Source organism: Moraxella osloensis (genome assembly GCF_001553955.1).
GTDB classification, from domain to species: Bacteria; Pseudomonadota; Gammaproteobacteria; order Pseudomonadales; family Moraxellaceae; genus Faucicola; species Faucicola osloensis.
Window position 1 is genome coordinate 1,928,940 of the sequence record NZ_CP014234.1, and the last position, 21,621, is coordinate 1,950,560.

Sequence of the window (21,621 nt, forward strand, 5' to 3'; positions counted from 1 at the left end):
AATGAACGCCAAGCAAAACGGAAAAATATCCCAGTCTCTCATGATTGTAGTTTTGATTCTGATTACGGTCTTGGTCAGTCTGGCTATTTGGTTAAGTTCAAAAAAAACTGAATCTGAGGGGCGTGGTTATGATGAGGGAAATGCCGAACATTCTGATGAAGATAGTTCTGAAGAAGGACATGCTGAAGAAGGCGAAATACAACTGACCAGCCAACAAATGGTTGAACAAGGTTTAAAAGTTGCTGTTGCATCCACAGGATTGGTTGAAAAGCTGACAACCCTGCCAGGTAAATTGGTGGTGAATACCGATCAACAAGCGCAGATATCGCCTAATTTTAGTGGTTATGTCGAGCAGGTCAATGTGGCTTTAGGACAGAGCGTGCAAAAAGGACAAACGCTGGCTGTACTAATCCTGCCTGAACTGATCGACCAACAGGCAAATCTGCGTATGGCACAGGTGAATCTGGATTTGGCCCGTAAAGATTACCAGCGCGAACAGCAACTCTGGTCACAGGGGATTTCTGCCAAACAGGATTACCAGCGTGCCGAAAATGCCTACCGTCAAGCGCAGATTACTGTCCAGTCCTCACAAGCACGTTTAAATGCATTAGGTGCAAGTGGCAATAACAATGGGCGTTTTCTGATTAAAGCACCGATCTCTGGGGTGATCAGTAAAAAAGATATTGTGGTCGGTGAAAATGTCCAACTGGCGGATCAGCTTTTTGTGATTGAAAATCTAAAAGACCTTTGGTTGGAATTTAATCTACCAAATACCTCAAATATTCACCTTCAAGCAGGGCAAATTTTAAACTTTAAAACCAATGGTTCTGATCAAAATTACCAAGCAAAAGTACAAACGCTGAATCCACAGGCAGATTTACAAACTGGACGTTTACAAGTGCGTGCCAAAGTCACCACACAAGCGGATGTACTGCGTCCAAATGTTTTGGTAAATGTTTTTGTGACTGATGCACAAGCAAAAACAGCGTTAAGAGTCCAGAAAAAAGCCTTACAGCAGGTTGAAGGAAAACCTGTGGTATTTGTGATTGAGTCTGAAGAAAAGGGACTGGTTCATCTTAAAGCACAGCCAATAGAAGTGGGCGTGAGCAGTCAGGATGGGCAATGGCTAGAAGTCATTTCTGGATTAACTGAAGGGCAGAAATACATTGCGGATGGCAGTTTTCTATTAAAGTCTGAATTAGAAAAAGACGAGGCAGGCCATGGACATTAATTCTGATCTGCCAAAACCAGAAGGTTTATTCGAACGAATCATTCAGTTTTCCATACAAAATGCGATTTGGGTGTTGCTCTTTGCCTGTACCTGGATTGCAGTGGGTATTTATAGTTATCAGAAGTTGCCGATTGATGCTGTTCCTGACATTACCAATACCCAAGTACAGATCAATACCCAAGCCAAGGGTTTTACTGCGCTTGAAGTCGAACAGCGGATTACCTATCCCATTGAAAATGCCATGGCTGGCATTCCGGATCTGGAGCTTACCCGTTCCATATCCCGTTATGGACTCTCTCAAGTCACCATTGTCTTTAAAGATGGGACTGATATTTATTGGGCCCGTCAGCAGATTAACCAACGGATACAGGAGGCGCAATCTGAGTTGCCTGCACAAATCGCACCGACGATGTCCCCCGTTTCTACGGGTCTCGGTGAGATTTATCAATGGGTACTGAAGGCAGATCCGAATGCGAAAAAGCCGGATGGAACTGCATATACGCCGATGGATTTGCGTGAGATTCAGGACTGGATTGTGCGTCCTCAACTGCAACGTGTTAAGGGAGTTGCAGAGGTCAACAGTATTGGTGGTTTTGAAAAAACCTATGTGGTCTCTCCCGATTTAAACCGGATGCAGCAACTGAATATCTCATTAGAACAACTGCAACAGGCTTTAGCGCAAAATAATGAGAACCGAGGTGCAGGTTATATTGAAGACAATGGTCAGCAACTGACGGTACGTGTACCGGGTGCATTCAATGGGCTTTCTGATATTGAGAACACCATGCTGGGTAGCCCAAATGGCAGCCCAATTCGGGTTGGTGATATTGCGCAAGTCTCTATTGGGCATGATTTAAGAACCGGTGGGGCAACCTATAACGGCAAAGAAACCGTTTTAGGGGTTGCCATGATGGCGATGGGTGGAAATAGCCGGACTGTTTCTAAAGCTGTGGATGCCAAGCTTCAAGATATTCAGAATAGTTTGCCTAAAGGGGTAGTGATTGAAACGGTGTACGACCGTACTACCTTGGTTGAGAAGGCGATTAAAACCGTTCAGAAAAACTTGGTAGAGGGAGCAATCCTGGTCATCATCATTCTGTTCCTGTTTTTAGGGAATATCCGTGCTGCCTTGATTACTGCCTGTGTCATTCCACTCTCTATGCTGTTTACCTTAACCGGGATGGCACAGAAAAATATCAGTGCCAATCTGATGAGTTTAGGTGCACTCGATTTCGGCATCATTGTCGATGGTGCTGTGGTGATTGTCGAAAACTGTATCCGGCGTTTAGCCCATACACAGCAACTGTTAAAACGACCTCTCACACAAAGTGAACGCTTTAAGGAAGTTTTTCTGGCTGCCCGCCAAGCACGTCGTCCTCTTATTTTTGGTCAGCTTATTATTTTGGTGGTGTATTTGCCGATTTTTGCTTTAAGTGGTGTGGAAGCAAAAATGTTCCATCCGATGGCATTGACAGTGGTACTCGCCCTTGTTGCAGCCATTATTTTATCGATCACCTTTGTGCCTGCTGCTGTGGCATTGTGGGTCAAAGGCGATATTCAAGAAAAAGAAAGTCGTTGGATGTTATGGCTAAAAGCTAAATATCAGCAAACTCTTGATATTTCGTATCAATACAAAGCAGTTGTGCTGACTTTTGCACTGTGTGTATTAGTGATTACGGGATTTATCAGTACCAAACTCGGCAGTGAATTTGCACCACAGCTCAGTGAAGGAGACTTTGCGGTACAACAGTTACGTTCACCAAGTACAGGCTTAGAAGAGTCTTTACGTATTCAGAAGAATACTGAAAAACTTCTTTTAAAGAGTTTCCCTGAAATTAAGGCAGTATTTGCCAGAACGGGTACAGCCGAGGTTGCAACAGATGTCATGCCACCCAATATTTCAGATGGCTATATCATGTTAAAGCCTCGTTCAGAATGGCCAAATCCTAAAGAAAGTTTAGATGAATTACGTGGCCGTATGGTGACGTATTTAGCCACGATTCCAGGCAATAATAGTGAATTTTCACAACCGATTGAACTCCGATTTAATGAATTGATCTCAGGTGTGCGTAGTGATGTTGGTGTGAAAATCTTCGGTGATGATATGAATGTCCTCAATACTGAGGCGACTAAAATCTCCAAAATCATTCAGCAAATATCGGGTAGCAGTGCCGTGAAAGTTGAGCAGACCTCAGGTTTGCCATTACTGAATGTCGAGGTAAATAAAACTTTGGCTGCACAATATGGTTTGAGTGTGCGTTCAATTCAAGACCTTGTGGCAACCAGTATTGGTGGACAAAGCGTGGGAGAGATTTTAGAAGGCGATCGTCGTTTTGATTTTGTTATCCGTCTTGGAGAGCAAGACCGTAGTGTCGCATCTGTTTCCCAGTTACCTATTCAGCTTCCAAATGGTGGCAGTATTTTATTGTCGGATGTCGCGCAAGTCTCGACCATTGAAGGAATCAACCAAGTCAGTCGAGAAAATGGTAAACGCCGAGTTGTGGTTACAACGAATGTTGAAGGGCGTGATTTAGGGTCTTTTGTTTCTGATGTACAGACACAGCTCAAAGCATACACTTTGCCAAGTGGTTATTGGATAGAATATGGCGGTCAGTTTGAAAATTTGGCTTCAGCCAAAGCACGGATGCAAATCGTGATTCCACTGGCTTTAATCACTATCTTTATTTTACTGATGGCGGTCTTTCACAATGTCAAAGAAAGTCTATTGGTCTTTACCGGGGTACCCTTTGCCTTGACCGGTGGTGTGCTGTTCCTTTGGCTAAGGGATATTCCATTATCGATGTCAGCTGGAATTGGCTTTATTGCCTTATCTGGTGTTGCAGTCCTCAATGGACTGGTAATGCTGACCTTTATTAAGGAATTAAGGGACAAATATCCAGTGCATAAAGCCGTGTGGCAAGGGGCTATTTTGCGCTTAAGACCAGTGTTGATGACAGCTTGTGTGGCTTCACTGGGTTTTGTACCAATGGCGCTGGCAACCGGAACAGGGGCTGAGGTTCAACGGCCACTGGCAACCGTAGTGATTGGCGGGATTATCTCTTCAACATTACTAACTTTGGTGCTGTTACCCGTGCTTTATCGTTGGATAAATGAAAAAAAAGTTTCTTAATCCAATAGATTAGTCGATTTACAGCAGAGATATTGGCTGTTATCCAATATCTCTGCTCATCATAAATAGAATAAGGAAAATATTTTATGTCAGAACATCATGATCATAGCCATGCGGTTGTTACTGAAGAAAATAGTAAGAAGTTAATGGTTGCCTTAGGTTTAACGACTACTTTTTTAATAGTAGAAGTTGTCGCTGCTTTTATTACCCAAAGTTTGGCTTTGTTATCTGATGCAGCTCATATGTTTACTGATGCAGCCGCTTTAGCTATTGCTCTTGCCGCTATCAAAATTGGTAAAAAAGCCGCAGATGATAAAAGAACTTTTGGCTATCAGCGATTTGAAATTTTAGCGGCTCTGTTTAATGCGGTGATGCTTTTTGTGGTAGCAATATATATTGTATATGAAGCTTATCAACGTTTTACGAATCCTGCTGAAATTCAAAGTGTTGGAATGATGATTGTCGCGGTCAGTGGTTTGGTCATAAATTTGATTTCACTGAAAATCCTTTCTGCTAGTGCTGAAGGAAGTCTAAATATAAAAGGTGCATATTTAGAAGTTCTTAGTGATGCTCTAGGATCGATAGGCGTGATTATCGGAGGAATAGTTATTTATTTTACCCAGTGGATGTGGGTTGATACCGTAATCGCTGTGTTAATTGGCTTCTGGGTCTTACCTCGAACTTGGATTTTATTAAAACAAAGTATTAATATTCTGCTTGAAGGAGTTCCTGATGAGATTGATATTGAGTCGTTAAGAAATGATTTATTGAAGCTAGAGGGCGTTGAAGGGATTCATCAGTTGAAAGTCTGGGCTATATCCTCAAGAAATATTCATTTAACTGCTCATTTGGTTGCTCCGAATAGCAATACAGATCAACTCTATCAAAAGGCCTTAGAAGTTCTAAAACATAATCATAATATTACTGAAATTACGTTACAAATAGAAAATACGAAATGTAAGGCAGAGAGTTTCCCAAACTTTGTGTAACTGCTTATAATCGACTAACAGGAGAATAAGCAATGACTAACCAATCTGACATCAAGAAACTGGCTGAGCAAATGGCCAGCAGCATGAAAAGCTTCGATGACATCAAAGACTTTCAAAAGCAGCTCATGCAGTCCTTCATCGACACTGCCCTAGAAGCAGAAATGGAAGAGCATCTCGGCTACCCCAAGCATGAAAAGGCAGACAGGCCTAATAAGCGCAATGGGCACACTAAAAAGAGAGTCCGTAGCGACACAGGCGAGCTTGAGATCTCCACCCCAAGAGACCGCGACAGTAGCTTTGAGCCTGTACTTGTCAGTAAGCACCAAACCCGTATTTCAGGTCTTGATGACAAAATCATCAGCTTTTACGCCAAAGGTCAAACCACTACTGAGATTGTCGAAACCATCAAGGACATCTACGACGTCGACATCTCAAGCAGCTTGGTTTCCAGAGTCACTGACAACATCTTGGATGACATCACCGCTTGGCAGAACCGGCCACTGAGCAGCGTCTATCCTAACATATTTTTTAATCGTGAACAGGTTCTTAGATAAAGGTACTTTGTACGTTGCAGTATTTAAAGATGATGGTACAGGTGAATGGAAACCATTAACGTTTGGTACAGGCGCATTAACTGCGTCTTATGCAAAATACGCGTTTGCTAACCAAGCTGATGTGTTGGTACATGCTCGTATTGCGGGTGACGCACTAGGTGCAACTAGAATGGATCGTCCAGAATGGGTATCAGTAAGCCCAGTAACGGGTGAAGTTTATGTCACATTAACCAACAATTCTAATCGTGGCGTTTCATATCCGGTAGATGCAGCTAACCCACGTAACTATGCTACCAACAAGGGTAACCGTAACGGACATATCATTCGTTGGGCTGAAAAAGGTAACGACCATACAGCTACCAGCTTTAACTGGGATATCTACCTATTTGCAGCGCCAAATGATTTAACCGCAGAAAATCTGTCTGGTTTAAATGCCAATAACGATTTGTCTTCTCCAGATGGTCTATACTTCGACCCACGTGGCGTATTGTGGATTCAAACCGATGACGGTGCTTACACTAGCAGAACCAACTGTATGCTACTAGCTGCGTTGCCTGGTAAAGTCAATGATGGTAAAGAAGTAACCACATCAGCGGGTATCAAAACTCGCGTCGGTATGCAAGCCAATGAGCAAAACATCAAACGTTTCTTTGTCGGTCCAAAAGGTTGTGAAGTAACGGGTATCACCTTAACGCCAGACTTTAAAACACTCTTCATCAATATCCAACATCCAGGCGAAGATCAACCAGGGGTCACATGGGGCGCAATTGCTGGTGGTACTACACCACGTTCAGCGACGGTGATGATTACCAAAAAAGACGGCGGTGTGATTTTAGGTGAGTCATTAAAATAAGTTAAACACGCAACAAAGTTATCAAAAACCCTTGAACAGTGATTCAAGGGTTTTTTTATAAAATAACCTTTTATCTTTTAAAGGTATAAAAAGAATGCTATGATTTTGCCATTTTTATGGTGATTGTTTTTCCAAATAATCGGTCTTTTATGATGGGATAATCCCAATGAATATATCGATTGAATAAGGATTTTGTAATGAGTGAGCCAACGATGCAAAAACCGCGCGTGCTGATGATGGCAGCAGGCACGGGTGGGCATGTGTTTCCCGCGATTGCGGTGGCTCAAGCGTTACAACAATCAGGCGCCCAAGTGCATTGGCTCGGCACCCTAGTCGGTATGGAAAATGAGTTGCTACAACATTACGACTTTACCTACCATGCCATCAATATGCAGGGATTGCGCGGTAACGGTATCAAACGCTTATTTAAAGCCCCGTCAACCTTACTTAAAGCAACATTAGCGGCTATCAAAATCATCAAAACCAATAAAATCGACATCGTGGTAGGGTTTGGTGGTTATGTGACCGCACCTGGTGGATTGGCCGCCAAATTTTGTAAAATACCAATTTTGATTCATGAACAAAATGCCATCGCAGGCATGAGTAATAACTATCTATCTAAGCTTGCTAATCAAGTGTTAGAAGCCTTCCCAAACACCTTCACCGAACTACCTTCTAATAAAGTAATGACAGTGGGCAACCCCGTACGTGAGGCTATCGTACAAGTACCGCCACCAAAAGCCCGTATCGATGTCAATGATACCAGTCCTTTAAAGCTATTGGTCATTGGCGGTTCTCTGGGTGCTCAGGCACTAAATAACCATATCGCGCCCACGCTAAAAAAATTAGAAAGTATGCCAGATGCCAAGCCGTGGCAAGTGCGCCATCAATGTGGCAAAAACAACCAAGAGGCTACCCAAGCGGTATATCGCGAAGCACAACTCCAATCAACCCAATATGAGATTTTGCCATTTGTCAAAGATATGGCAGCAGCATACAGCTGGGCAGATGTGATAGTCTGCCGTGCTGGGGCGCTCACGGTCACAGAAGTTGCCACGGTTGGATTGCCTGCGGTATTTGTGCCGCTGCCCCATGCGGTCGATGATCACCAAACGGCCAATGCCAAAACCCTATCAGAACATGGCGCCGCGTTTTTAATGCCGCAAAAAGCGTTAACGGCAGAGAGTTTAAGTGCTATTTTAGCCAAGCTCGACCGTCATCAAATTTTAGCGATGGCAGAAAAAGCGCGTGAATTTGCCAAACCCAATGCCACACAGCTGGCTGCCGATGCCATTTTATCCCAGTTAAAACCCTAATTATTTTTTACAACTTATAAGTCATTTATCATTGAGCCTGTCTATGTCAAAATCAGCCAAAACTGCCACTGCCCAATCCACCGAAAAACCTGAAAAAACCAACAGTGTCACCAAAAAAATTACCAAGCGCGTGGTCGAAATTCCAGAGATGCGCCGTATTCGCCACGTGCATTTTGTCGGTATTGGTGGGGCAGGGATGTGCGGTATTGCCGAAGTTGTCCATAATCATGGCTATATGGTTAGCGGTTCAGACATCAAACAAAGCCCAGTGACCGACCGTTTGACACAAATGGGCATTCAAGTGTTTATCGGGCATGATTCCAAAAACATCAGTGAAGCCGATGTGGTCGTGGTGTCATCAGCCATTGATCATACCAATCCAGAAATCCAAGCCGCCTTGTCAGGACGTATTCCTGTGGTACGCCGCGCCGATATGCTAGGTGAGCTGATGCGTTACCGTCATGGTATTGCAGTAGCGGGTGCGCATGGCAAAACTACCACCACGAGTCTGCTTACCATGATTTTAACCGAAGCGGGTTTGGATCCTACTTATGTGATTGGTGGTAAACTTAACGCCTCAGGCAAAAACGCGTCATTAGGTCAAAGCCGTTATTTGGTGGCGGAAGCGGATGAGTCAGATGCATCATTTTTATCGCTGCGTCCGATGGCAGCGATTGTCACCAATATCGACCAAGACCATATGGAAACCTATGGCGGCAGTTTTGACAAACTAAAATCCGCGTATGTGCAGTTTTTACAGAATATGCCGTTTTATGGGTTGGCAGTATTGTGCGGTGATGACAAAGAGTTATACGGACTGATTGATAAAATCGCACGTCCTGTGTTGACTTATGGGTTAGAAAAACATAACGATGTGCAAGCCATTGATGTGGTGGCAGATGGCACCAAAACCCATTTTACCGTACTGCGTAAAGACCGTGAGCCACTGCCGATTACTTTGAACATTCCTGGTATTCATAATGTCTATAACGCTTTAGCGGCTATCACCATCTCCACCGATGAAGGTGTCAGTGATGAAGCCATTTGTCAAGCGGTCAAAAAATTTGCCGGCGTGGGCAGACGTTTTGAAAACAATGGTAACTACCCTGTCAAAGATGGCGCAGGCGATGTGTTATTGATTGACGACTATGGTCACCACCCAACCGAAGTGGCAATGACTATCAAAGCGGCTCGCCAAAGCTATCCCGATCGCCGCTTGGTGATGATTTTCCAGCCTCACCGTTTTACCCGTACCCGTGATTGCTTCGATGATTTTGTGGACGTGTTGTCACAAGTCGATGTGTTGATGCTACTCGATGTGTATAGCGCAGGTGAAGCCATGATTGAAGGCGCGGACAGTCGCAGTCTTGCCCGTACCATCCGCACCCGCGGACAAGTTGAGCCGATTATGCTGAACATCAATGACATGGATCAAATCCGTCAGGTGCTAGGTAGTATGTTAAAAGCCAATGATTTGCTGATTACCCAAGGGGCGGGTAATGTGGGTCAACTCTGTCTAGATTTGGCAAAAAACAACTTATTTCTAGCGGACAAATAACCGTTTGATTGAACAACCGCTTGATTGAAAAACCGCTTGATTGAACAACCATGCGGTAAGCGGTTAAAAGGCTTAAGGTATTGAAAAGCTGTTGTAGCTTGCCCATGCTGCCAGCAGGCGATTATTTTATGAGTGTGCTAAAATTACTAAGCCATAGCCAAACCATAGCTAAGTCATAGCCAAGCGATAGTTTAAAAATTTGGGTGAAATAATTGTAGCAATGAATTCGGTTAACAAAAGATTAGGAATCAATATGTCAGAGCTTATCGATGTCAAACAATTTGGTAAAGTGGCGGTTGTCTGTGGCGGCTGGAGTGCCGAGCGTGAAGTATCGCTGACCAGTGGTCAAGCTGTGCTTGATGCGCTACTCACTAAAGGCGTGGATGCCCATCACTTTGACCCCAAAGAAACAGATATCTCAAAACTGCGCGACTATGACCGCGTATTTAATGTGCTGCATGGCACTTTTGGCGAAGATGGCAGCCTGCAAGGGGTGCTAGACGGTTTTAATATTCCGTATACCGGTTGTGGCGTATTAGCCTCTGCAATTGCCATGGATAAGTTTCGCAACCGGCTAGTTTGGCAAGCGTTAGATTTACCAAACGTACCTTATGTCGTGCTTGATGACAATACCGATTTTACTGCTATCGAACAGCAGCTAGGTTTACCGCTGTTTGTCAAACCCGCCGCTGAAGGCAGTAGTGTCGGCGTATTTAAAATTAAACAAGCGGGCGAGCTTGCCAAGACCTACCCACAGCTCAAACAATACCACGGCGCTATTCTGGCAGAAAAAGCCATCACAGGCGGTGAGTATGCTTGCTCTATCCTCGGTGATGAGGTACTGCCCAGTATTCGCATCATCCCAACGACCGAGTTTTATGACTACGAAGCCAAATACAATCGTGATGATACCGTCTACCAATGCCCATCAGATTTGAGTGAGGCGCAAGAACACACCATGCAGCAAATCGCAAGAAAAGCGTTTGCCGCCCTTGGGGGCAAAGGTTGGTCACGTGTGGATTTTTTACGAGATGACGAAGGCACGCTATATCTGCTTGAACTCAATACGGTGCCCGGGATGACCAGTCATAGTCTGGTGCCGATGGCAGCAAAAGCGCGTGGCATGGATTTTGCGACGCTATGCGTGCGTATCTTAGAACAAACGTTGAGCGACTAAGTCGTTTTCGTTTATATTTGTTTACAAAAAAAGTACTTGAATTGTCTAGAAGCGTATTATCTATTTACCATTCATTTCATTGAATTTGCTATGATATGCTTCTTGGCATAAATCCTTGTAATATTTTTAGTTATTTTGATTTTTGTTGTTGAGATTTTAGTAATTAATAATTTTAGACCGAGTTATGATTGGTCAATATGGCAAATTCATTTGTGGCAACTGCTTCCCTAGATACTACGCTCCCCACTCGCTTTCATCAGCTACTGCCAAAGTTGTTAATGCTTGGCGTTGTGTTATTGTTGCTGATATTAGCGGCTTTGGCGATTAATGTGTTCAACAAATTACCCAATGCAGCGATTAGTTTGCAGCATAAAGGGTTAAATACCCAGCAAACCCTGCAGCTTCAGCAACTATTGGGCGAAAAAGCCGACACAAATCTGCTCAAAGCTGATTTGCAAAGCTATCTAGCAAAACTTGAGACGGTAGATTGGGTAGGGCAAGTCGATGTGCGCCGCGATTGGCAACAAGGTATTGTGGTCAATGTAGTACCGCGCCAAGCCGTTGCCAAGTTTGGTAGTGAACGTTTAGTCGATGCCAATGGTACGGTATTTAAGCCTGCCGATAGCAATGACTTAAATAACGCCAGCTTGATGCAGCTACAAGGCGATAGCCAAAATGCCGTTGTCATGATGCAGCAAATCAAGCAAGTTAGTGATTGGTTTATGCCACTGGGTATGAAAATTGAAGAAGTCATCGTAACGCCCAGAATGGCATGGCTATTTCGCTTTGATAACGGACTTCGGGTACTGGTTGATAATGACAATACGTCAGAAAAACTGTACCGACTGAGCATCATGTTACAAAATCAGCTTAAACCACAGCTCAAAACGCTGCAAACGGTGGATTTACGCTATAAAAATGGCATGGCAATTACCAAACGACCTGTGATACAGCAAGCTGGTGATACAGCTGCCGTCAATAAATCGGCTGATACTAAACCGGTGACCGATGCCAACTCAACAACCGATTCGAAAACTAACGCCTTAAAAACCACCGCCAACCCCAGCCATTAGGTGAAACATAATTTTGTAGTGTTCTATGAAAAAGCCAGATCTGATCGTCGTCGTCCACCTAAGTGCTACCGCTATTCATACTGTGATTGGTCAAATCCACAGTGCGCAAGATATTCGTATTATCGGTCTATCTACCGTCAAAAACCATGATTTCGCCCAAGGCACCATTCGCCACCGCGAACGTCTAAAATCTGCCATCAAACAATCTATTCAAAACGCTGAAGACATGGCAAATTGCCGCGTAAACAGTGTTTGGCTTAGTTTTTCTACCCCAGATTTACAAAGCGTCAATAGTGTGGGCGAAGTCAAAATCAAACACGATATCGTACAAGCCAAAGACGTGGTCGCCGCGCTAACCCAAGCCAAAAATAAACATCTTACAGATGATTTGTATTTGATGCATTATGCCCAGCAAGGTATTGCGTTAGATGGCAATGCTGAGATGATTGATGATGCGATTGGCATGCAAGCAAATGACTTGATGGTGCTGTATCATCTGATGATGATGCCGGTCAAAGGTCGCCAAAATTTACAGCAACTGCTGCAAGAATGTGATGTCAGTATCGACCAAATGCTATTTGATGCTGTATCTACCGCCGAATACGGTTTATTACCTGAAGAAAAATACCATGGCGTATGTCTGATTGATATTGGCGCATCGACGACCAGTATTTGTGTTTACCGTGAAGATAAGCTGATTTATACCCATTGTTTTGCCGAGGGCGGTCATCACGCAACACTGGATATCTCTATGCTGCTAGATGTCACCATTGCTGAAGCAGAGAATATGAAAAAATCCCAAGCCAATGTCGATCGCCATGGGATTGATTCAAGCCAATTTTTTACCATCAAGCGTTCACAGCATGACGATGAAAAAACCATTAATATGCTTGAACTCCTTGAAGTCACTGAAGCCCGCTATATCAGTATTTTAGGTCATATTAAAAAAGAGCTGGATAAAGAAGGACTAAGTGAGTTTTTACAACAAGGCTATGTCATCACGGGCGGTGGTGCTGAAATGCGCGGATTATTGCCACTAGCCAAAAAAATCTTTGCCAATAAAGTAAACAAGGTCAATCAACACCCAGCGATTTCTGCCTATACCCAATATGGCGATGATGACAAGCTTCGCACCATTGCGGCAATGATTGGTGAGCGTAAATACCAAACCGCGTTTGGCACACTGTTATATAGTCAAAGTGAGGCGTTTCATCATAGCGAGAAAAGCTCACCTGACTCGTTGCAAGTTAAGCCCATGCGAGAAAAACTCAAAACTTTGAATAAATTTTTTGGTAAATTTTTCTAAAAAAGAGATGTTTAGTATTTTAAGAGTGCTCATGTTATGATTGACTCTAAAATCCACTAATTGTGTAATGATTTAATTGATATTTAATTTAATATGTTTGCTATTTATGCTGCTCAAGCCCACTTGACAGCATACGGAGATTTTTAATTATGGAAGCGAAGTTTAGTATTGTACAAGATCACACTGATACATTTGCCGATTCAGCCCGTTTAACCGTTATCGGTGTCGGTGGTGGCGGTGGCAATGCCGTTGAAACCATGGTACAAAATGGTGTAAAAGGCATTACCTTTGTCTGTGCCAATACCGATAGACAAGCGCTTGACCGCCTGTCAGCGCCCAATAAAATCCAGCTCGGTATCAAAAATAACAACCGTGGCTTGGGCGCAGGTGCTAATCCAGAAGTAGGGCGTGAAGCGGCAGAAAGCGATGAAGAACAAATTCGCCAATTGTTAGAAAATTCTGATATGGTATTTATTACCGCGGGTATGGGCGGTGGCACAGGTACAGGCGCTGCGCCAGTCATCGCCAGACTAGCCAAAGAGATGGGCGTCTTGACCGTTGCCGTAGTGACCATGCCATTTACCTTTGAAGGTGGTAGACGTAATAAAGTGGCTAGGGAAGGTATTGAGCAGCTTTCTAACTTTGTGGACTCCATCATCACTATCCCCAACGATAAATTGATGACAGTGTATGGCAAAATCTCTATGAAAGATGCCTTTAAAAAAGCCGATGAAGTCTTACTTCAAGCGGTGCAAGGTATCTCTAACATGATTTCAAAAGATGGTTTTATTAACATCGACTTTAACGATATTCGCACGGCAATGACCTCACGGGGTCATGCGATGATGGGTATCGGGAAAGGCAGTGGTGAAGACCGTGCCGAAATTGCCGCTGAAAAAGCCATCAAAAGCCCATTGCTTGACAACTTATTACTTAAAAATGCCAAAGGTCTATTGGTCAACGTGGTGGCTAGCTCAGATTTCAATTTTGAAGAGCAAGAACGCATCACCCAAAAAGTGCATAGCTTGGTAGATATTGACGAAGCCAACATCTTCTACGGCGTGGTATTTGATGAAGACATGGGCGATGAAATCCAAGTAACCGTGGTGGCAACGGGTCTTACGCTAGATAATACCCCAAAGCACCCAGCTAGAGATTTTGTCTCAGATGCCTCTAGCACCCACAAAGTGGAAGCAGGTACGCATGAACCTGCGTATGCGGCACGCCGTGATATACCACAATCCATCCCTACACCTCAGCCACCTGTACAGCAAACTATCGAGCCTGCGCCAGCACCGCAATCATCACAGCCACAACGCACAGGCAACAGTATTCAAGACTATCTACGTCGCCAGCAAAATCGCTAAGATACTGTATGATTTTTTAAAAGCCCCACAGCTTAATCGTTGTGGGGTTTTTTTATCACTGTAGCCAATCGTAAAGGTCGATAAAATCAATCAAGCATCACTATGATGTGGAAAGGGACAATGGTAGAATAGCCAAATGTAACAAATTATATCAACCTAGCTTTGGCTAAGGATGAGTGCAATCTACTAGGGGGCATTATGCAGCAGCGTACTATTCAACAACCCATCAATCTTGAAGGCATCGGCTTACATAGCGGTAACCCTGTACACCTGCGCTTTTCTCCTGCACCCATTGACTATGGGATTCAGTTTTTACGTAGCGATGTGGCACAGGCAAAGCCCATTCCCGCTATCTATCATGCAGTAACCGATACCATGATGTCCTCAAATCTCACCAATGAATTAGGTCAGCGCATTGGGACAGTCGAGCATTTGATGAGTGCAATCGCTGCGCTTCAAATTGATAATTTACAAATCGAAGTGTCAGCGCCTGAAATCCCAATTATGGATGGTAGTGCCATCGAATTTGTGCAAGTATTGCAACAAGCGGGTATTGCCGAGCAAACGTCTGCCAAACGCTATATTCAGGTGTTGCAACCGATTGAGGTTCGCGTGGAGGATAAAGTCGCAGGATTTCGTCCCTACGATGGATTTGTGTTAGATTTCCAAATTGACTTTAATCACCCTGCGTTTGATGGCTCACATCAAAAGTTTAAATTGGATTTTAATGAAGGCAATTTTATCGAGCATATTGCCAAAGCGCGCACATTCGGCTTTTTAAAAGATATTGAGTACCTAAAAAGCAATAACTTAGGGCTGGGGGGGAGTATGCAGAATGCCATTGTTTTAGATGATAGCGGCGTACTTAATCCTGAAGGGTTACGTTTTGACGATGAATTTGTGCGCCATAAAGTACTAGATGCGATTGGTGACTTATACCTTGCCGGGCACCAGATTTTGGGCGAGTTTTATGCGTATAAGTCAGGGCATGCGCTCAATAATAAATTGTTACACTCTTTATTTAGTGATGAAAATAACTATAAAGTTGTAACAAAAAATGACAATGTTAACTAGATTTATTTAACTTTATTAATTTTATTGTGTATTTTTACTAATGAAAAAATTTTACAGATGGCTTGATTAGTAACATTTTTTTATCAAGAAGTTATCATTTTATTACACTAATTAAACCCAACCATCCAATTTTATCATTTCATTTTTGGATATCTTTTTTTAGCCATTGGCTACTATAAGCGCAGTAAAAATAAAAAAAAAGATATCTTTACTCTCCTATTAATTGTAAATTTTTTTCTAGTTTTTTACTTTCACTTGCACAAGCCATTAATCTATTGATAAATCTTGCGATATCAGCAACATAATTTACATAAAGTTACATTGTAAATTGGCTTCTTTAGTCTTTTATCAGTCTTTGTAACGCCGTTCTAAGCGGCTCGTTATCCGTGACAAGGTCACATAGCTGTGTTATATTTCGCTTCGTAGATTCGCTTAGCTCACACTTCTTTACATTGCTAACATTGTGATTACACTGTAAATTTGGCATTTGCGAGTCATAACTAGCTTTGACAATCACCACGCGAAAACGTAACTGATTAAATTGATGAAAATTGTTATCGAACGCTTGCAGGGTGGAAAGTAGGTGCTGCTGGTTGTAATTGAGGTGATTGGCAAGGGTATGACTATTTGTACTAACCACAAGTCTAAACGATTCACAAGCAATCACTTGTAAGCTTGCTAAGACTTCCTCAGTCAATACGTTTTGCCAAGCGCTGCGAACATCGTCCGTCAACTGCTGTAATTGCTGCAGTTTTTTTTGAAACGGTAATTGATAGTTGGCAAGACGCTCAGTGCGAGAAGCAAGATGGTTGGTTGGTTTTTTCATAGTCAATGCGCAGTGTGGTGGGTAGTTAAGCGACAAAAATTTTGATTTAGTCTTAGTGTTAGGTCTTAGTGTAGGTGATTTCAAGACCAAATTATAGTGAATTAAATCTTGCCAATGCGCGGTAGTAGCGTTCACATGACATTGGCACAGGGTTTAATAGCATAAGGTTTAACAAAGGATAAAAGATGAAATTAGCTCTAATCGCATTGCCAGTTGTTGCTTTAACCACAATGAGTGTTGCACAAGCTCAAATTCTATCGATTACCAATGCCGGTAAAACCAGTCAAGTTATTGTCCGTGAAGATGATGGTGAAGATTATTATCTGCCTTCAGACGCCGTCAATGCCGCTATCAAAAATCTAAGCCAGCAAACCCAGCAAAAAGAAGACCGCCTCGCAAGTTTAGCACAAAAGCTATCGACTCAGCCAACCACCATTATCAACATGCCGGCAATGGGCAGCTATGCAGGTAATGGCATGTTGACCGTACGTCCGATTGCTTCATCTGCGCGTATGAGTTCAGTTTTTGGCTATCGTATCCACCCTGTCACTGGTAAATCACAGTTTCATAAAGGCATGGATTTTGCTGCTCCCATCGGCACCCCTATTTATGCCACCGGTAATGGTGTGGTAACTTTCTCAGGTTGGGGTACAGGGTATGGTCGTTATGTTGAAGTAGATCATGGCAACGGTACTGTCACGCGTTACGCACATACCTCTGCAAACTATGTTAACGTTGGCGATACGGTGTATGCAAACCAGCAAATCGCGGCAGTAGGCAACACGGGTCGTTCAACAGGCGCCCACCTACATTATGAAGTGCGCCAAAATGGTCAAGCCATCAATCCACAAACTTACTTAGCAATGGCGCCAGCGCGTTAATCGTGACACTATCTCGGTATAAAAAAACTGGCTTATATGCCAGTTTTTTATTTTTCGCTGTGCTATGGTTTAAAATCATCCTAATTTAGCTGTTTATCCAGTGTGCCTTGTTATGAAAGTCCGCTGGCTGTGCATGCTGTATGGCCCAATAACTCATTTCATTGACGGTTGGAGCTGAGTTGTCTGCTAAGCCACTGTCAGACGGTTGCTGAATCACACGCGTTGGATTTAGCGCATAATTACCATTTGCACCAACCAGCTTGTCCAATGCTGATTTGGCAAATGTCATACCGACACGAAAAGTACCAACGCTAAACGCATATTGCTGCTGTACCGCTCGTACATGGGTAAGGAGCATTGGACTTGCAGAACACCAAAACACAAGCGCAAGCTCGCTATCTTGTGTAACGGCTTGGCTAAAAAAATTGATATCCTCACCATAAGTCAGCGCTTTGATAGGCAAGCGCCGAGGGGGTAATGCATTCGGTGTCCGATAACTGTCAAAATAATAAAGATTAAACTCACCATTGGTCGCCAAATTGACCTCAAGATACGGGCTATCCGCTTGGCTATCTTTGGCAATAAAACACTCAAAACAATCTGCTTGCCATAAATAATCTTGGCGCATCACGCGTTGAAGTGCCAATGGGCTAAATGTCGGAAAATTTGCCCATAGACCAGCTTGTAGAGCGGTTTGACTATCATCAATCTTAGGATGGGTAGCATCAAATAAGAGCGTTAAAAATTTACTATCAGCGACCACATGGACTAAGAGCTGGTAGTCCAGTATTGCCGATACGGTAAGTGGCTCAACCGTGCTCGTCAGTGCAAATGTCTCACCCTGTAACGCGTCCATTGTAGCCTTAGCCAAAACGTACCAAGTTTGATAACTTAGGATTGGCGTCCAGATTGCGACGTAATAATAATACCATACGCCCGATACTGGTGACCAAAATCGCATCAGTGGCTTCCGCAATCGCATTTGCTACAGCGTCACGATCTGCTTTGCTACCGGCTGGGATTTTTACTTTAATCAGCTCATGATCGCTCAGTGCGCGCCCAATTTCTTCAATAACGGTTGGGGTAACGCCTTGACCTCCAATCATTACCACCGGGTTCAGCTGGTGACCGATGCCTTTTAAATGTTTGATATCAGCATTTGATAAGCTTGAATTTGTCATAACTGTCAATTGACCTATAAAAAAATTAGCTAGCATTATACCATATTAATCATTTTGCCTAATAAATTATGGGCAATACATAGGCAAAAACACATAGGCAAAAACGCTGCCATGACTTATCAATCTGCAAAAATCATTGGATTAAAAAAATCAATAGCCAATCCATGAGTTAATGCAAGCTAACTTGGTGAAATATGCTAAAATAACAGTCTTAACCCTTGAGATTGTCAAAATTTACCGATGGTCATTGTAGGATGGCTTTGGGTTTTTTAGCCGAATCCCAAGTGAAGAATGTTTAAACTATAAAGGGTAGCTTGTAGAGAATTATGGCAACGCGTATTACCAACAAAAAATTGTCCAAAAGTAGCCGTGCGTGGATGAAAGAGCACATTGACGACCACTATGTCAAACTTGCCCAGCGCGATGGCTATCGGGCAAGAGCGGCTTACAAATTGCTAGAAATCAACGAAAAACTGCAGCTGATTAAAAAAGGCATGACGGTGGTCGATTTGGGTTCTGCCCCAGGCAGCTGGTCGCAAGTTGCGGGTAAACTAGTCGGTGACACTGGCAAACTTATCGCCTCAGACATCTTGCCGATGGATACGCTAGAGAATGTGACCTTTATCCAAGGTGATTTTCGTGAGCAAGCAGTGTTTGACAACATCATGGCAGAAGTCGCCGATAAAAAAGTGGAAGTGGTGCTATCTGATATGGCGCCTAATACCTCAGGGTTTTCTGCAGTCGATCAGCCACGAATGATTTATTTGTGTGAGCTTGCCATGGACTTTGCCGAGCAAGTGCTCCCTGAAGGTGGCACCTTAGTGATTAAGGTATTCCAAGGCGAAGGCTCTGATGCTTTACGAAAAAATATGCAGCAGCGTTTTAGTAAAGTGCGCAGTATCAAGCCTGCAGCGTCACGCGCGCGCTCAAAAGAAATGTATTGGATTGCCACCAAATAAGGTAATTTGCTTTAGTCTATCCATGAAGTTAACTGGATAAAAATTGGTAATATGTTTTTACTAGAAAATAACAGAGAATTCGCTTGATAATGTTAAGGTAAATCCATATATCATGCTATATTGAAAGATTAATATAACGTCTATTTTTGGTGAAAAATCTATCTATCTTTGGTAAACATTTTGATTTAACCCCACTTTTTAATCAACCCCCTAACGCGAAGGATGAAAAACAACGTGAGCGACATGGTAAAAAATACCTTATTGTGGTTAGTTGTGATAGGGGTATTAGTGCTAGTCTTTAGCAATTTTGATACCCGCAATGAACCTGATAAGCTCAATTACTCCCAATTTGTCACTGCGGTGGCAACTGACCAGGTCAAAAGTGTCAAAATTGACGGTGAGCAAATTTCTGGCGAAAAGAAAAACGGCTCAACTTTTGAGACAGTGCGTCCTGCGGTCACTGACACTGAGCTAATGCCAAAGCTTATCAAGCATAATGTTGAAGTTCAAGGCGCCACCCCTGAACGTCAAGGTGTGATGATGCAATTACTGATTGCAAGCTTCCCAGTGCTATTGATTATTGGTTTGTTCTTGTTCATCATGCGTAATATGAGCGGCGGTGGTGCAGGTGGTGGTCGCGGCATGGGTCCGATGAGTTTTGGTAAATCTAAAGCCAAAATGCTATCAGAAGACCAAATCAAAGTGACATTTGCAGATGTGGCAGGGTGTGATGAAGCCAAGCAAGAAGTAACAGAAATTGTCGACTTCTTACGTGACCCAGAAAAATTTACCAAACTTGGCGCGACTATTCCACGTGGTGTGTTGATGGTAGGCCCGCCAGGGACAGGTAAAACCTTGCTTGCCAAAGCGATTGCAGGTGAAGCGAAAGTACCATTCTTCTCAATTTCAGGTTCTGACTTTGTTGAGATGTTTGTGGGTGTCGGTGCAAGCCGTGTGCGTGATATGTTTGAACAAGCCAAGAAAAATGCCCCTTGTATCATCTTTATTGACGAGATTGATGCTGTCGGTCGTCATCGTGGTGCGGGTATGGGCGGTGGTCATGACGAACGTGAACAAACTTTGAACCAGTTATTGGTTGAGATGGATGGTTTTGAAGGCAATGACGGGGTAATCGTGATTGCTGCAACCAACCGAGTCGATGTACTCGATAAAGCATTGTTGCGCCCAGGTCGTTTCGATCGTCAAGTACAAGTTGGCTTGCCTGATATCAAAGGCCGTGAGCAAATTCTTCGTGTACACATGAAAAAATTGCCCTCAACAATTGGCGTCGATATTCGTTCATTGGCGCGTGGTACCCCAGGTTTTAGTGGTGCACAATTAGCGAATTTGGTGAACGAGGCGGCACTATTTGCTGCACGTAACAATAAAGCGTCAGTTGATATGAACGACTTTGAAGAAGCCAAAGACAAGCTTTATATGGGTCCAGAACGTAAATCGATGGTACTGCGTGAAGAAGAGCGTCGTGCAACGGCATATCATGAAGCAGGGCATGCCTTAGTAGCTGAAATGCTACCGGGTACCGATCCTGTCCATAAGGTCACTATTATGCCGCGTGGTTGGGCATTAGGTGTTACTTGGCAATTGCCAGAGCATGATCAGACCAGCGTTTATAAGTCAAAAATGCTAAATGATATTGCGATTTTGTTTGGTGGTCGTATCGCCGAAGAAGTGTTTATCAATCAGCAATCGACTGGCGCGTCAAATGATTTTGAACGTGCTACTAAAATGGCACGTGCCATGGTTACCAAATACGGTATGTCAGATGCCATGGGTGTGATGGTGTATGAAGAAGATGAAAACCAAGGTTACTTTGGTGCCTCATCTCGCACTATTTCAGAAGCGACCCAGCAGAAAGTGGACGACGAAGTTCGTCGTATCCTAGAAGCGCAGTATGATATCGCACGTGCATTAATTGAAGGTAATGCGGACAAAATGCATGCCATGGTCGACGCGTTAATGAAATGGGAAACTATCGACCGTGACCAATTGCAAGATATTATGGCAGGTATTCCACCACGCGAGCCTAAAGTTTATCAAGAGCCTGTTAGAGTAAATTTCGATAAACCAAGCAACCCACCGTCAAGTGGGTCGGGCTTAACCCCGCCGCCGTTACCTGCAATGTAAA

The 21,621-nt window shown here is 43.4% G+C and carries 16 protein-coding genes and 2 pseudogenes; 15 read left to right on the forward strand and 3 right to left on the reverse strand.

Annotation, left to right across the window (positions count from 1 at the left end; translation table 11 throughout):
• The first annotated feature begins 1 nt into the window (after window position 1).
• From AXE82_RS08490 to lpxC, 12 genes and pseudogenes are all read left to right on the forward strand, one after another.
• Entirely contained in the window at window positions 2–1,231 is a 1,230-nt protein-coding gene (locus AXE82_RS08490) for an efflux RND transporter periplasmic adaptor subunit (RefSeq protein WP_062333637.1), read from the forward strand.
• Window positions 1,221–4,361, forward strand: a complete 3,141-nt coding sequence (locus AXE82_RS08495; protein WP_062333639.1) for an efflux RND transporter permease subunit — start codon at window positions 1,221–1,223, stop codon at window positions 4,359–4,361. The genes AXE82_RS08490 and AXE82_RS08495 overlap by 11 nt, the downstream gene beginning before the upstream one ends.
• A gap of 86 nt (window positions 4,362–4,447) precedes the next feature.
• Window positions 4,448–5,350, forward strand: coding sequence for a cation diffusion facilitator family transporter (locus AXE82_RS08500; RefSeq protein WP_062333640.1), 903 nt, complete (start codon window positions 4,448–4,450; stop codon window positions 5,348–5,350).
• A 32-nt stretch (window positions 5,351–5,382) separates the two neighbouring features.
• Window positions 5,383–5,883 (forward strand): annotated as a pseudogene (locus AXE82_RS08505) (transposase); the annotation flags it as partial.
• Between the two features lie 4 nt (window positions 5,884–5,887).
• Window positions 5,888–6,757 (forward strand): annotated as a pseudogene (locus tag AXE82_RS08510) (PhoX family protein); the annotation flags it as partial.
• A gap of 197 nt (window positions 6,758–6,954) precedes the next feature.
• On the forward strand, window positions 6,955–8,073 hold the full coding sequence (gene murG / locus AXE82_RS08515; protein ID WP_062333642.1) for an undecaprenyldiphospho-muramoylpentapeptide beta-N-acetylglucosaminyltransferase: 1,119 nt from the start codon (window positions 6,955–6,957) through the stop codon (window positions 8,071–8,073).
• A 148-nt stretch (window positions 8,074–8,221) separates the two neighbouring features.
• On the forward strand, window positions 8,222–9,631 hold the full coding sequence (gene murC, locus AXE82_RS08520) for a UDP-N-acetylmuramate--L-alanine ligase (protein ID WP_062334903.1): 1,410 nt from the start codon (window positions 8,222–8,224) through the stop codon (window positions 9,629–9,631).
• Window positions 9,632–9,884: 253 nt separating this feature from the next.
• Window positions 9,885–10,808: a D-alanine--D-alanine ligase gene (locus AXE82_RS08525; protein ID WP_062333644.1), complete on the forward strand. Its 924-nt coding sequence runs from the start codon at window positions 9,885–9,887 to the stop codon at window positions 10,806–10,808.
• Window positions 10,809–11,005: 197 nt separating this feature from the next.
• Window positions 11,006–11,881, forward strand: a complete 876-nt coding sequence (locus AXE82_RS08530; protein WP_062333647.1) for a cell division protein FtsQ/DivIB — start codon at window positions 11,006–11,008, stop codon at window positions 11,879–11,881.
• Window positions 11,882–11,906: 25 nt separating this feature from the next.
• Complete coding sequence (gene ftsA / locus AXE82_RS08535) at window positions 11,907–13,187, forward strand: cell division protein FtsA (protein ID WP_062333649.1); 1,281 nt, start codon at window positions 11,907–11,909, stop codon at window positions 13,185–13,187.
• A 149-nt stretch (window positions 13,188–13,336) separates the two neighbouring features.
• Window positions 13,337–14,554 (forward strand): cell division protein FtsZ, encoded by a 1,218-nt coding sequence (gene ftsZ / locus AXE82_RS08540; protein ID WP_062333651.1) that lies wholly within the window; start codon window positions 13,337–13,339, stop codon window positions 14,552–14,554.
• 195 nt (window positions 14,555–14,749) lie between these two features.
• Complete coding sequence (gene lpxC, locus AXE82_RS08545) at window positions 14,750–15,628, forward strand: UDP-3-O-acyl-N-acetylglucosamine deacetylase (RefSeq protein WP_208856228.1); 879 nt, start codon at window positions 14,750–14,752, stop codon at window positions 15,626–15,628.
• Between the two features lie 337 nt (window positions 15,629–15,965).
• Here lpxC and AXE82_RS08550 read toward each other — a convergent pair whose 3' ends face one another.
• Window positions 15,966–16,454, reverse strand: coding sequence for a DciA family protein (locus AXE82_RS08550; protein ID WP_062333655.1), 489 nt, complete (start codon window positions 16,452–16,454; stop codon window positions 15,966–15,968).
• A gap of 185 nt (window positions 16,455–16,639) precedes the next feature.
• Here AXE82_RS08550 and AXE82_RS08555 point away from each other — a divergent pair, with 185 nt between their 5' ends.
• Window positions 16,640–17,335 carry a M23 family metallopeptidase gene (locus AXE82_RS08555; protein WP_062333658.1) on the forward strand — a complete coding sequence of 232 codons (696 nt, stop codon included), beginning with the start codon at window positions 16,640–16,642 and terminating at the stop codon, window positions 17,333–17,335.
• Between the two features lie 85 nt (window positions 17,336–17,420).
• On the opposite strand, the gene AXE82_RS08560 is transcribed toward AXE82_RS08555, so the two are convergent.
• Window positions 17,421–18,191: a DOMON domain-containing protein gene (locus AXE82_RS08560; RefSeq protein ID WP_062333660.1), complete on the reverse strand. Its 771-nt coding sequence runs from the start codon at window positions 18,189–18,191 to the stop codon at window positions 17,421–17,423.
• A gap of 7 nt (window positions 18,192–18,198) precedes the next feature.
• Window positions 18,199–18,516 (reverse strand): YhbY family RNA-binding protein, encoded by a 318-nt coding sequence (locus tag AXE82_RS08565; RefSeq protein WP_062334905.1) that lies wholly within the window; start codon window positions 18,514–18,516, stop codon window positions 18,199–18,201.
• A gap of 326 nt (window positions 18,517–18,842) precedes the next feature.
• Here AXE82_RS08565 and rlmE point away from each other — a divergent pair, with 326 nt between their 5' ends.
• Together rlmE and ftsH are read left to right on the forward strand one after the other, a co-directional pair.
• Window positions 18,843–19,475, forward strand: coding sequence for a 23S rRNA (uridine(2552)-2'-O)-methyltransferase RlmE (rlmE, locus tag AXE82_RS08570; RefSeq protein ID WP_007116170.1), 633 nt, complete (start codon window positions 18,843–18,845; stop codon window positions 19,473–19,475).
• Between the two features lie 243 nt (window positions 19,476–19,718).
• A complete protein-coding gene (ftsH, locus tag AXE82_RS08575) occupies window positions 19,719–21,620 on the forward strand; it encodes an ATP-dependent zinc metalloprotease FtsH (protein WP_040403605.1) in 1,902 nt (633 codons plus the stop codon).
• Window position 21,621: the final 1 nt, after the last annotated feature.

Excerpts from the sequence above, each read along its gene's own strand:
- AXE82_RS08490 (WP_062333637.1), top strand. The coding sequence starts at position 2 with ATGAACGCCAAGCAAAACGGAAAAATATCCCAGTCTCTCATGATTGTA.
- AXE82_RS08495 (WP_062333639.1), top strand. The coding sequence starts at position 1,221 with ATGGACATTAATTCTGATCTGCCAAAACCAGAAGGTTTATTCGAACGA.
- AXE82_RS08500 (WP_062333640.1), top strand. The coding sequence starts at position 4,448 with ATGTCAGAACATCATGATCATAGCCATGCGGTTGTTACTGAAGAAAAT.
- murG (WP_062333642.1), top strand. The coding sequence starts at position 6,955 with ATGAGTGAGCCAACGATGCAAAAACCGCGCGTGCTGATGATGGCAGCA.
- murC (WP_062334903.1), top strand. The coding sequence starts at position 8,222 with ATGCGCCGTATTCGCCACGTGCATTTTGTCGGTATTGGTGGGGCAGGG.
- AXE82_RS08525 (WP_062333644.1), top strand. The coding sequence starts at position 9,885 with ATGTCAGAGCTTATCGATGTCAAACAATTTGGTAAAGTGGCGGTTGTC.
- AXE82_RS08530 (WP_062333647.1), top strand. The coding sequence starts at position 11,006 with ATGGCAAATTCATTTGTGGCAACTGCTTCCCTAGATACTACGCTCCCC.
- ftsA (WP_062333649.1), top strand. The coding sequence starts at position 11,907 with ATGAAAAAGCCAGATCTGATCGTCGTCGTCCACCTAAGTGCTACCGCT.
- ftsZ (WP_062333651.1), top strand. The coding sequence starts at position 13,337 with ATGGAAGCGAAGTTTAGTATTGTACAAGATCACACTGATACATTTGCC.
- AXE82_RS08550 (WP_062333655.1), bottom strand. The coding sequence starts at position 16,454 with ATGAAAAAACCAACCAACCATCTTGCTTCTCGCACTGAGCGTCTTGCC.
- AXE82_RS08555 (WP_062333658.1), top strand. The coding sequence starts at position 16,640 with ATGAAATTAGCTCTAATCGCATTGCCAGTTGTTGCTTTAACCACAATG.
- AXE82_RS08560 (WP_062333660.1), bottom strand. The coding sequence starts at position 18,191 with ATGGACGCGTTACAGGGTGAGACATTTGCACTGACGAGCACGGTTGAG.
- AXE82_RS08565 (WP_062334905.1), bottom strand. The coding sequence starts at position 18,516 with ATGACAAATTCAAGCTTATCAAATGCTGATATCAAACATTTAAAAGGC.
- rlmE (WP_007116170.1), top strand. The coding sequence starts at position 18,843 with ATGGCAACGCGTATTACCAACAAAAAATTGTCCAAAAGTAGCCGTGCG.
- ftsH (WP_040403605.1), top strand. The coding sequence starts at position 19,719 with ATGGTAAAAAATACCTTATTGTGGTTAGTTGTGATAGGGGTATTAGTG.